This is a genomic window from Streptomyces sp. NPDC048612, assembly GCF_043199295.1.
Taxonomy (GTDB): Bacteria; Actinomycetota; Actinomycetes; order Streptomycetales; family Streptomycetaceae; genus Streptomyces.
On sequence record NZ_JBICVV010000025.1, the window covers coordinates 1 to 11,679 of the forward strand.

Genomic DNA, 11,679 nt, shown 5'->3' on the forward strand with positions numbered 1-11,679 from the left:
ACGCCCGGTTACATTCCGAACCCGGAAGCTAAGCCTTTCAGCGCCGATGGTACTGCAGGGGGGACCCTGTGGGAGAGTAGGACGCCGCCGAACAAATTTTAAGCTCCGGTCCCTGAACCCTTGGTTCAGGGACCGGAGCTTTTTTGTTCTGTCCCCCGGGTGATGGGCGTAACGCGACGTTCACCTCCGCTGGCCAGGATGCGTGTCATGCGGACAGCAGGAATGCTCAAGTCGGCCGGTGTACGTGCTGGTGACGAGGTCGTGGTGCCGGCGTATGGCAGCGCCGAAGTGGCACGGACCGTGGTGGAGTTGGGCGCGGTGCCGGTGTTCGCCGATGTGGACGGCGACAGCTACTGCGTCGATCCGGCCGCGGTGGCGGATGTGGTGACGAGCCAGACCGCCGCCGTCGTGGCGGTCAACCGCTTCGGGCGGCCCGCGGACGCCGGGTGGATACGAGAAGTGGGCCAGCGGCACGGCCTGTTGGTGCTCGTGGAGGACGAGCCCGGGGGCGACCCCGAGGGCGCGGAGCTGCGTCGGGCGCATGCGGCGTATCTGGACGGCAGGCTCAACGGGGTCCGGACGCCGACGCCGGCCGCGGGACACACCTACGAGCAGTATGTGGTGCGGGTGCCGGGCAACGGGCGGCCGGACCGGGACGCGTTCGCGCGGACGCTGCGGGCTAAGGGTGTGGCGTGCCGGGTGCCCGTACTGGCACCGGTGTACCGGATGCCGGGGCTGCGGCGGGATGTGTTTCTGCCGCAGACGGAGCGGGCGGTGGACGAGACGCTGGCGCTGCCCGTGCACGCGGGGATGTCGCGGCGGGAACTGCACAAGATGGTCGGTGCGTGCAACGCGCTGGGTGGATTGCTGCAGCCGGCCTTTTAACGAGTCGCGCCGGGTCCGGTTCGAACCTGTCGCTGAGTTGGGGTAATATCTATCCCGTTGCCGCGCCCCAATAGCTCAGTCGGCAGAGCGTCTCCATGGTAAGGAGAAGGTCTACGGTTCGATTCCGTATTGGGGCTCCAGAGGAAAGGCCCCCGCCAAGTGGCGGGGGCCTTTGTCGTGTTGGGACGCGGTACCGCAATGCGCCTCAGTGACGCGGGGATTCGATGTAGGCCAGGCCGTGGGCGCCTGAGACATCGGTGCGGTCGACCTCCAATGTGGTGAGCGGGCTCAGTGTCGTGAGGTCGACGACGGTGACGGTGCTGGAGAGATTTCCCGAGACATAGCCGAGGCGGCCGTCGGGGGAGGAGGTGAGGGTGAGGGGAAACCTGCCGACCTCTACCTCACCGACGGGGGTGAGGGTGTCGGCGGCGAAGACGGACAGCACTCCCGGGAGTTGGCCGCCGAGCGGGCCGTTCTGGGATGTGTCCGGGCGCAGTTCGCCGGCGAGGAGCAGGCCCGCCGAGGTCACGTGTACCGGCATGACCTGGCCCTTGGTGGGGAGGGTGCGGACGACTTCCTGGGTGGCGGTGTCGATGACGCGGATGCCCGTCGGAGCCGAGGGCGGGGCGGCCAACGCGGCCTTGGGGGCCGCCACATAGACATGACGGCCGTCGGGGGCGACGGCGAGGCCCTCGCTGCCGGGGACGGGGATACGGCCGGTGCACTCACCCCGGTCGAGGTCGATGACGGAGACGAACGGGGCCTCCTTGTTGGTGGTGTAGCCGTACCGCCCGTCAGGGGAGACGGCGAACCAGTGCGGACCGGGGGCCATCGCGGAGATACGGCCGAGGCGGGCCCGGGTGCGGGTGTCGAGGACCACGATGCCGCCGGGCTCGGTGTCGGTGGCCTCGACGCTGACGTACAGCCGGCCGCGGGCGCGGTCCAGGGCCAGGCCGTGCGGGGCGTGGTCGGGGGCCGTGTCGAGGACGTCGACGACGGTGCGGGTGTCGACGTCGATGACGGTGATCCGGTGGGCCCGGCCCTCGTTGGCGCCGTAGTAGCCGGAGAGATAGGTGCTGGTGCAGTACAGCAGCCGGTGATCCGGGTCGAAGCAGAGCTCGTGCGGCTGCGCCGGGACGGGCAGCACGTCGAGGCGCTCGTGGGTGGCGGCGTCGAAGAAGGTGACGGTGGGGCCGGTCTGGCTGACGACGGCGAGCAGGTCGCCGGGTGCTCCGGCGGGTGTGGAGGTCATGCCCCGTATCGTGGGCGGCCGTTGGGAGTGACTCCAGTGCAGGGCAGGCAAGGCTGCCCTGCACCGTACGCAAGGGTGCAGGTGGCGGTGGGGGCGGCGGCCGCCGGGCTGTGAGACAGCTCACAGGGGTCGCTGCCCTCCAGGTCAGCCGGCCTGGACCTCGGGGACGCGCATGGCGAGGATGGCCATGTCGTCGGAGGCGGGTTCGGCGGCGAAGCGTTCCACGGCGCGCAGCACGCGGGCGGCGACGGCACCGGCGGTCAGCCCCGTACAGGTCGTCAGGACGTCGGTGAGGCCGTCGTCGCCGAGCATGCGGGTGCCCTCACGGCGTTCGGTGACGCCGTCGGTGACGCACAGCAGGACGTCGCCCGGGTCGAGGGTGACGGTCTGCTCGTAGAGTTCCAGGTCGTCCATCACGCCGAGCAGCGGCTGGGGTTCGGCGGCCGGTTCGACCGTGCCGTCCTGGCGCAGCCGGAGCGGCAGGGGATGGCCCGCGCAGACCACCTTGAGGACGGCGCCGCCGTCTTCCTGGGGCCACAGCTCGCCGTAAAGGAGCGTCAGGAAGCGGCTGCGGGAGCCCTCGTCGAGGATCGCGGCGTTCAGGCGCTCCAGGACGGCGGGGCCGCCGAAGCCCTCGCGGGCGAGCAGCCGCAGCGCGTGCCGGGCCAGGCCCGTGACGGCGGCGGCCTCCGGGCCGGTGCCGCAGACGTCGCCGATGGCGAAGCCGTAGGCGCCGTCGCGGATCGGGAAGAGGTCGTAGAAGTCACCGCCGACCTCGTTGCCCTCGCCGGCCGCGCGGTAGATGACCTCGACCTCGACGCCGGGGACGTCGGGCAGCGGCTCCGGGGGGAGCAGGCTGCGCTGGAGCGACTGGCTGATGGCCGTGCGCTCGGAGTAGAGGCGGGCGTTGTCCAGGGCGAGGGCGGCCCGGCGGGAGAGGTCCTCGGCCAGCTCCAGGATCTCCTGGCGGAAGTGCTCCTCGGTGGGCTTGCCCAGGGTGAGCATGCCGATGACGCGGTTGCGGGCGACGAGGGGGAGGACGACGGTCTCACCGCCGACGGCCGCGGCGGTGGCGAGCGTGGCGCCCGGACCGGTGGACGGGCGGGCGGCGTTGCCCAGGCCGAGGCTGCGCATCGAGGTACGCAGCGCGGCGTCGTGGGCGGCGTCCCCGGGGGCGGTCCACACCCGGGCGCCCGGGGTGGGCACCGGCTCGGGCGGATCGACCTTCATCAGCAGGGTCTTGAGGCCGTCGATACGGTCCTCGTCCTCGTGCAGGACATAGGAGAGTTCGGGCTCGGAGGTCTGGTCGGCGACGGTGTAGACGGCGCACCACGTGGCGAGGGTGGGGACCGTCATCTGCGCCATCAGAGCCAGGGTCTGGTCGCGGTCGAGGGTGCCGGCGAGGAGGTCGGAGGCCTCGACGAGGAAGGAGAGGGAGCCGCGGCGCAGCTTCTCCAGCTCGGTGAGGCGGGCGCGTTCGACGGCGAGGGCAATGCGGTCGGCGGCGAACTGGAGCCGCAGCGCCTCTTCGTTGGTGTAGCGGCCGGCGCCCTCCGCGGCGACGCCGAGCGAGCCGGTCAGCCGGCCCTCGACCTTCAGCGGGACGGTGACGACCGAGCGCATGCCCGTGCCGCTGAGGAGCGGGACGGCGCCGGGGACGGCGGTGAGGTCCTCGTGGACGGCGGGCATCCGGGCGGAGCCGTAGCGCCCGGACCCGGCCTCGACGGGGACCCGGGCGAACCGCTGGCGGGCGGAGGGCAGGCCGGTAGAGGCGCGGACCTCCAGCTCGGTCTCGTCGTCGGTGGCCAGGAGGAGGTAGGCGGCGTCGCCGTCGAGCATGTCGCGGGCGCGTTCGACGGTGCGCTGGAGCAGGCCGTCGAGGTCGTCCGGGGCCGGGGAGCCGATGAAGACCTCGAACGGGTCGGAGGGGCGTCCCTCCGAGCGGTCGGACTGGGAGGCGGCGTCCGGGGCGGGTGTGCGCTGCGGGCTCTGGAGGATCGCCCGCTCGTGGTCGCGTACCAGGAGACAGACCGTGGAGGCCTCGCCGTCGGCGTCGCGGACCCGCAGGTGGGAGGCGTACACGGGGACGACCCGGCCGTCGGCGCCCCTTATGCCGTACGAGCCCTCCCAGCGGGACAGCTGGAGCGCCTCGGCGATGCCGGTGCCGGTGCCGGGGGTGTGCGGCCAGGCGGCGAAGTCGGTGAGCGGTTTGCCGATGACCTGCTCGGGGTCGTAGGCGAAGAGGTCCTGGGCGTCCTCGTTCCAGAAGCTGATGCAGCCGCCGCGGTCGATCTGGATCACGGCGACGCGGACGCGGGTGTCGGTGACCGGCAGGGCGTCCACGGGCAGTGCGGGGCCCGCCGAGCGGGTGCCTGCCGGGCGCTCGGGGAGGTCGAGCTGGAACCACACGTGCTTTTGCGCGGCGGTGTACTCGACGCCCCAGCGGGAGGCCAGCGCGCCGCACAGCAGCAGGCCGCGGCCGCCCTCGCGGTCGGGGTGGACGACGACCTGGCCGGCGTTCTGGAGCGGGATCTCCCGTTCGGGGTAGCGGTCGGCGACCGAGATCCGCACCCCGGACTCGTTGCGCAGGCACAGCACGTCGGCGGCGGTGCCGGCGTGCACCACGGCGTTGGTGACCAGCTCACTCGTCAGGACGACGGCGTCGTCGACGATGTCGGCGCAGCCCCAGCCCTGCAGGGTGTCGCGCACGAACGCACGGGCAGTGGCGACGGAGCGCCCGACCGGCTCGAAGGTTGCGGCGGCCCGCGCGGTGATCACTGGTCTCCTCATGCGTGTGTCGGTGATCTGCTCCCCCATGGTCGCGGCGCCCCTCCGAATACCTGTTGTGCTCGTCCCACCGCCCGTACTCGATGGCCGGGGCGGTGGACAGCCGTATGCCAGGTTACTTACCTTCGCCGCACCCAAGGATGCCGGTCACGTGTGTTTCCGCCCCAATCGTGCACCGGGACGGTGTGCGATGCTGCCGAACTGTTATGGCCTGGTTGAGCCATGGTGAAACACTGGGCAAGTATCAAGAGAAAGCCCGGGTAGAACGGTCGACCCTGCGGGAGGGACACGGTGGAGTCTGGCGCAGCGGCGCGGGGCGCAAGCACGCGCGCGAAAGGCGGACGATCCCGGAACAACGGGACGACCGAAGTGGATACGGCTGCGCTGAATCGGCTGTTGGTCGCGTTGGTCGCGATGCGGGACGGGAACTTTCGCAAACGGCTCACGGTTTCCGGCGACGGCGTCATGTCGGAGATCGCGGCGGTTTTCAACGAGGTCGCGGACCGCAATCTGCATCTCACGGGCGAGCTGACGCGGGTGCGCCGGGTCGTCGGCCGTGAGGGCAAGCTCACGGAGCGGCTGGAGGTCGGTGCCGCCGAGGGCTCCTGGGCCGCGGCGATCGACGCCTCGAACGCCCTGGTCGACGACCTCGTACGGCCCGTCTCCGAGGTGGGACGGGTGCTGTCGGCGGTCTCCGAGGGCGACCTGGAACAGCGGATGGATCTGCGCTCGCGCAGTTCGGACAGCTCTTCGGAGCACCCTCTGCGGGGTGAATTCCTGAAGGTCGGCCGGACCGTCAACGGGCTGGTGGACCAGCTCTCCGCCTTTACCGACGAGGTCACGAGAGTGGCCAGTGAGGTCGGTACGGAGGGCAAGCTCGGCGGCCAGGCGCGGGTGCGCGGAATGTCGGGTTCGTGGAAGGACCTCACGGAATCCGTCAACACCATGGCGTCCCGGCTGACGGCCCAGGTGCGTGACATTGCTCTCGTCACCACGGCGGTGGCCAAGGGTGATCTGTCGCGCAAGGTGACCGTCCATGTCTCCGGCGAGATGCTGGAGCTGAAGAACACCGTCAACACGATGGTCGACCAGCTCTCCTCGTTCGCGTCCGAGGTGACGCGGGTGGCCCGTGAGGTCGGTACGGAGGGTGAGCTGGGCGGTCAGGCCCAGGTCCCCGGCGTCGCCGGGGTGTGGAAGGACCTGACGGATTCGGTCAATCTCATGGCCGGCAACCTCACCGCGCAGGTTCGGGGGATCGCGCAGGTCACCACGGCTGTGGCGAACGGCGATCTGTCGCAGAAGGTCACGGTCAGCGCACGCGGCGAGGTCGCGCAGCTGGCCGACACGATCAACACCATGACCGAGACGCTGCGGACCTTCGCGGACGAAGTGACGCGGGTGGCGAACGAGGTCGGCGCCGAGGGCCAGCTCGGCGGCCAGGCGCAGGTGCCGGGCGCGGCCGGGACGTGGAAGGACCTCACCGATTCGGTGAACACCGCGTTCCGCAACCTGACGGCGCAGGTGCGGGACATCGCGCAGGTGACGACGGCGGTCGCGAACGGTGACCTCTCCCAGACGGTCACCGTCGATGTCGCCGGTGAAATGCTGGAGTTGAAGAACACCGTCAACACGATGGTGGGTCAGCTCTCGTCGTTCGGCGCCGAAGTGACGCGCGTCGCGCGGGAGATCGGGGTCGAGGGCGAGCTGGGCGGCCAGGCGGCGGTGCCCGGGGCCGCGGGGACGTGGAAGGACCTCACGGACTCCGTGAACACCGCCTTCCGCAACCTCACCGGGCAGGTGCGCAACATCGCCCAGGTGACGACGGCGGTCGCCAACGGTGACCTCTCGCAGAAGGTCACCGTCGATGTCTCCGGCGAGATGCTGCAGCTGAAGAACACCGTGAACACCATGGTGGACCAGCTGTCCTCGTTCGCCGACCAGGTCACGCGGATGGCCAGGGACGTGGGCACGGAGGGCCGGCTGGGCGGTCAGGCCCGGGTGGACGGCGTCAGCGGCACCTGGAAGGAACTGACCGACTCCGTCAACTTCATGGCGGGGAACCTGACTTCACAGGTGCGGCAGATCGCCCAGGTGACGACGGCGGTCGCCCGGGGTGACCTGTCGCAGAAGATCGACGTGGACGCGCGCGGCGAGATCCTGGAGCTGAAGAACACCATCAACACGATGGTCGACCAGCTCTCCGCCTTCGCCGAGCAGGTGACCCGGGTCGCCCGTGAGGTCGGCACGGACGGCAGGCTGGGCGGTCAGGCGCAGGTGCCGGGCGTCGCGGGTGTCTGGCGCGACCTGACCGACTCCGTGAACGGCATGGCCGGCAACCTCACGGCCCAGGTCCGCAACATCGCGCAGGTCGCCACGGCGGTCGCGCGCGGTGACCTGTCGCAGAAGATCGACGTGGACGCCCGGGGCGAGATCCTGGAGCTGAAGAACACTCTGAACACCATGGTCGACCAGCTCTCCTCGTTCGCGGAGCAGGTCACCCGGGTCGCCCGTGAGGTCGGCACCGAGGGCATCCTGGGTGGCCAGGCCGAGGTGCAGGGCGTCAGCGGCACCTGGAAGGACCTCACCCAGTCCGTCAACTTCATGGCGAACAACCTCACCTCGCAGGTGCGCAACATCGCCGAGGTGACGACCGCGGTGGCCCGCGGCGACCTGTCCAAGAAGATCACCGTCGATGCCAAGGGCGAGATCCTCGAACTGGTCACGACCGTCAACACGATGGTCGACCAGCTGTCGTCGTTCGCCGAGCAGGTGACCCGGGTGGCCCGCGAGGTGGGCACCGAGGGGCAGTTGGGCGGTCAGGCGCGGGTGCCGGGTGCCACCGGTATCTGGCTGGACCTCAGCGACAACGTGAACCTGATGGCCAACAACCTGACCATCCAGGTGCGCAACATCTCCCAGGTCTCGGCGGCGGTCGCCAACGGTGACCTCACCAAGAAGGTGACGGTCGAGGCGCGCGGCGAGGTCGCGCAGCTCGCCGACACGGTCAACACGATGGTCACCACGCTGTCGTCGTTCGCCGACGAGGTCACGCGAGTGGCCCGTGAGGTGGGCACCGACGGCATCCTGGGCGGCCAGGCCCGCGTTCCCGGCGTCGCCGGTACGTGGAAGGACCTCACCGAGTCCGTGAACTCGATGGCCAACAACCTCACCGGCCAGGTCCGCAACATCGCCATGGTCACCACCGCCATCGCCAAGGGCGACCTGACCAAGAAGATCGACATCGACGCGCGGGGCGAGATCCTCGCGCTGAAGACCACCATCAACACCATGGTCGACCAGCTGTCGTCCTTCGCGGAGCAGGTCACCAGGGTGGCCCGTGAGGTGGGCACGGAAGGCCAGCTGGGCGGTCAGGCGCAGGTGCGCGGCGTGGCCGGCACCTGGCGGGACCTGACCGAGTCGGTGAACGAGATGGCCGGCAACCTGACCCGTCAGGTGCGTGCCATCGCCGCGGTCGCCGCGGCGGTCACCCTCGGCGACCACAACGTCCGGATCGACGTGGACGCGGCCGGCGAGATCCTGGAGCTCCAGGACAACGTCAACACCATGATCTCCACGCTCCGCGAGACCACCCTCGCCAACGAGGAACAGGACTGGCTCAAGGGCAACCTCGCCCGGATCTCCGGTCTGATGCAGGGCCGCCGCGACCTCAAGGACGTCGCCACGCTCATCATGAGCGAGCTGTCGCCCGCGGTCTCCGCCCAGCACGGCGCGTTCTTCCTCGCGGCGCAGCCCGACAGCCAGGAGATCGGCGCGGACGGCGGCGAGGCCGGGGCGTACGAGCTGCGGCTGATGGGCTCGTACGGCTACGCCATGGGCGGGATGCCGACGACCTTCAAGCCCGGCGAGACGCTGATCGGCACGGCTGCCGAGGAGGGGCGCACCATCCTGGTGGAGAACGTCCCGTCCGGCTATCTCAAGATCGCCTCCGGGCTGGGCGAGGCGCCGCCGGCGAATGTGATCGTGTTGCCGGTGCTGTTCGAGGACAAGGTGCTCGGCGTGATCGAGCTGGCGTCCTTCCAGCCCTTCACCCAGATCCAGAAGGACTTCCTCAGCCAGATCGCCGAGATGATCGCGACCAGCGTCAACACCATCTCGGTGAACACCAAGACCGAGGTGCTGCTCAAGCAGTCGCAGGAGCTGACCGAGCAGCTCAAGGAGCGCTCGGCCGAGCTGGAGAGCCGGCAGAAGGCGCTGGAGCTGTCCAACACGGAGCTGGAGGAGAAGGCCGAGCAGCTGCGGGCGCAGAACCGCGACATCGAGGTGAAGAACACCGAGATCGAGGAGGCGCGGCAGGTCCTGGAGGAGCGCGCCGAGCAGCTCGCGGTCTCGATGCGCTACAAGTCGGAGTTCCTGGCGAACATGTCGCACGAGCTGCGCACGCCGCTCAACTCCCTGCTGATTCTGGCCAAGTTGCTGGCCGACAACGCCGAGGGGAACCTCTCCCCGAAGCAGGTCGAATTCGCCGAGACCATCCATGGCGCGGGTTCCGACCTGCTCCAGCTGATCAACGACATCCTCGACCTGTCGAAGGTCGAGGCGGGCAAGATGGATGTCAGCCCGACGCGGATCGCGCTGGTCCAGCTCGTGGACTATGTGGAGGCGACGTTCCGGCCGCTGACCGCGGAGAAGGGACTCGACTTCTCGGTGCGGGTCTCCCCGGAGCTGCCCGCGACGCTGCACACCGACGAGCAGCGGCTGCTGCAGGTGCTGCGCAACCTGCTGTCCAACGCGGTGAAGTTCACCGACAGCGGCGCCGTCGAGCTGGTGATCCGGCCGGCCGGCGCGGACGTCCCGGTGGCCATCAGGGAACAGCTGCTGGAGCACGGTTCGCTGCGGGACCCGGACGCGGACATGATCGCCTTCTCGGTGACCGACACCGGTATCGGCATCGCGTCCAGCAAGATGCGGGTCATCTTCGAGGCGTTCAAGCAGGCGGACGGCACGACCAGCCGCAAGTACGGCGGTACGGGCCTGGGCCTGTCCATCAGCCGGGAGATCGCCCGGCTGCTGGGCGGCGAGATCCATGCCGCGAGTGAGCCCAGCCGCGGCTCCACTTTCACGCTCTACCTGCCGCACAACCCGGGCGGGCTGCCGCCGCAGGGCTACCCCCAGCTGGTGGCCGGCGGGCTCGCGATGGACGCGGAGGCACGCGAGAGCGAGGTCGGGCAGCAGGAGGCCGAGGAGCGGCAGGAGCACGAGATGGGCTCCGGAGGCAGCCTCAGCAGGCGCCGCCGCCGGGCGATTTCGGGAACTCCGCGGCGCTTCGAGCTCTCCGGGCGGCAGCAGCCGGCCGCGACGCCCCCACAGGCGCCGCAGACGCCCCCGCAGGCCCCGCTGCAGGCGCCGCCGCAGCCGGCCCCGCAGCAGCCCGCTGAGGAGCCCTGGCTCGGCAACGGCCAGGATCTGGTGGACCCGGCCTTCGAGGGCGGCTTCCACGGTGAGAAGGTGCTGATCGTCGACGACGACATCCGCAACGTCTTCGCCCTCACCAGCGTCCTGGAACAGCACGGGCTGTCGGTGCTGTACGCGGAGAACGGGCGCGAGGGCATCGAGGTGCTGGAGCAGCACGACGACATCGTGCTGGTCCTGATGGACATCATGATGCCGGAGATGGACGGCTATGCGACCACGGCGGCGATCCGCCGGATGCCGCAGTTCGCCGGGCTTCCCATCATCGCGCTGACCGCGAAGGCCATGAAGGGCGACCGGGAGAAGAGCATCGACTCCGGAGCCTCCGACTACGTGACCAAGCCGGTGGATACCGATCATCTGTTGTCGGTCATGGAGCAATGGATGCGGGCGGAGTGACGGAGCGTCCAGTATGGAGGCGAAAGGGGATCATCGCGTGCTGACTCAGTGTTGCCGCGGACGTGTGGAACCGTGGGATTCGGGGAACCTTCTGGTCCCTGTCTGCGTCTCTGCTACGTGCACAGTGACATCGCGGTGACAGGGTGTGGCGACAGGCGGGGTGCAGCTACCATGACCGGCACAAGGACGGGCGGCGTGACGGAGTCGTCCCCTGGGGCGGCGTCCGGTTCGATGCCGGGGCGAGGAGGACGGGCCATGGTGCAGAAGGCCAAGATCCTCCTGGTCGATGACCGGCCGGAGAATCTGCTGGCGCTGGAGGCGATCCTCTCCGCGCTCGATCAGACACTGGTGCGGGCATCGTCCGGGGAGGAAGCGCTCAAAGCACTGCTCACGGACGATTTCGCGGTGATTCTGCTCGATGTGCAGATGCCGGGCATGGACGGGTTCGAGACCGCCGCGCACATCAAGCGGCGCGAGCGGACCCGTGACATCCCGATCATCTTCCTCACGGCCATCAACCACGGCCCGCATCACACCTTCCGCGGGTATGCGGCCGGCGCGGTGGACTACATCTCCAAGCCGTTCGACCCGTGGGTGCTGCGCGCCAAGGTCTCGGTGTTCGTCGAGCTCTACATGAAGAACTGCCAACTGCGGGAGCAGGCCTCCCTGCTGAGGCTCCAGCTGGAGGGCGGCCGGCCCAACGCCGACGAGGCGCGGGAGTCCGCGGGGCTGCTCGCCGAGCTCTCCGCGCGGCTGGCCGCGGTCGAGGAGCAGGCCGAGGCGCTGTCCAAGCAGCTGGACGAGACGGCGGACGCGGCGGCGGTCGCCACGGCGGCTCATCTGGAGCGCAAACTGACCGGGTTGCGCAGAGCGCTGGACGCCCTGGAGCCGGGGTCGGGAAACGTCGCGGGGTGACTGACACCCCG

Annotated in this window: 5 protein-coding genes, 1 tRNA gene and 1 rRNA gene; 5 read left to right on the forward strand and 2 right to left on the reverse strand. The window is 69.8% G+C overall.

Translation table 11 applies throughout. The features are described from left to right. The 3 genes from rrf to ACGFN2_RS29625 all read left to right on the forward strand — a co-directional run. A 5S ribosomal RNA gene (gene rrf, locus ACGFN2_RS29615) occupies positions 1-93 on the forward strand; the annotation flags it as partial. A gap of 129 nt (positions 94-222) precedes the next feature. Then, positions 223-885: a DegT/DnrJ/EryC1/StrS family aminotransferase gene (locus tag ACGFN2_RS29620; protein WP_393365703.1), complete on the forward strand. Its 663-nt coding sequence runs from the start codon at positions 223-225 to the stop codon at positions 883-885. 64 nt (positions 886-949) lie between these two features. After that, positions 950-1,025, forward strand: a tRNA-Thr gene (locus ACGFN2_RS29625). A gap of 65 nt (positions 1,026-1,090) precedes the next feature. Here ACGFN2_RS29625 and ACGFN2_RS29630 read toward each other — a convergent pair. Together ACGFN2_RS29630 and ACGFN2_RS29635 are read right to left on the reverse strand one after the other, a co-directional pair. Continuing rightward, on the reverse strand, positions 1,091-2,137 hold the full coding sequence (locus ACGFN2_RS29630) for a YncE family protein (RefSeq protein WP_393365590.1): 1,047 nt from the start codon (positions 2,135-2,137) through the stop codon (positions 1,091-1,093). A gap of 144 nt (positions 2,138-2,281) precedes the next feature. Next, positions 2,282-4,954: a SpoIIE family protein phosphatase gene (locus tag ACGFN2_RS29635; RefSeq protein ID WP_393365592.1), complete on the reverse strand. Its 2,673-nt coding sequence runs from the start codon at positions 4,952-4,954 to the stop codon at positions 2,282-2,284. Positions 4,955-5,215: 261 nt separating this feature from the next. On the opposite strand from ACGFN2_RS29635, the gene ACGFN2_RS29640 reads away from it, so the two are divergent. Then, entirely contained in the window at positions 5,216-10,753 is a 5,538-nt protein-coding gene (locus tag ACGFN2_RS29640; RefSeq protein WP_362605375.1) for a HAMP domain-containing protein, read from the forward strand. Positions 10,754-11,008: 255 nt separating this feature from the next. Further along, on the forward strand, positions 11,009-11,668 hold the full coding sequence (locus ACGFN2_RS29645; RefSeq protein ID WP_362605373.1) for a response regulator: 660 nt from the start codon (positions 11,009-11,011) through the stop codon (positions 11,666-11,668). Positions 11,669-11,679: the final 11 nt, after the last annotated feature.

Coding starts and splice junctions, on each gene's coding strand:
- ACGFN2_RS29620 (WP_393365703.1), top strand. CDS start 223: ATGCTCAAGTCGGCCGGTGTACGTGCTGGTGACGAGGTCGTGGTGCCG.
- ACGFN2_RS29630 (WP_393365590.1), bottom strand. CDS start 2,137: ATGACCTCCACACCCGCCGGAGCACCCGGCGACCTGCTCGCCGTCGTC.
- ACGFN2_RS29635 (WP_393365592.1), bottom strand. CDS start 4,954: ATGGGGGAGCAGATCACCGACACACGCATGAGGAGACCAGTGATCACC.
- ACGFN2_RS29645 (WP_362605373.1), top strand. CDS start 11,009: ATGGTGCAGAAGGCCAAGATCCTCCTGGTCGATGACCGGCCGGAGAAT.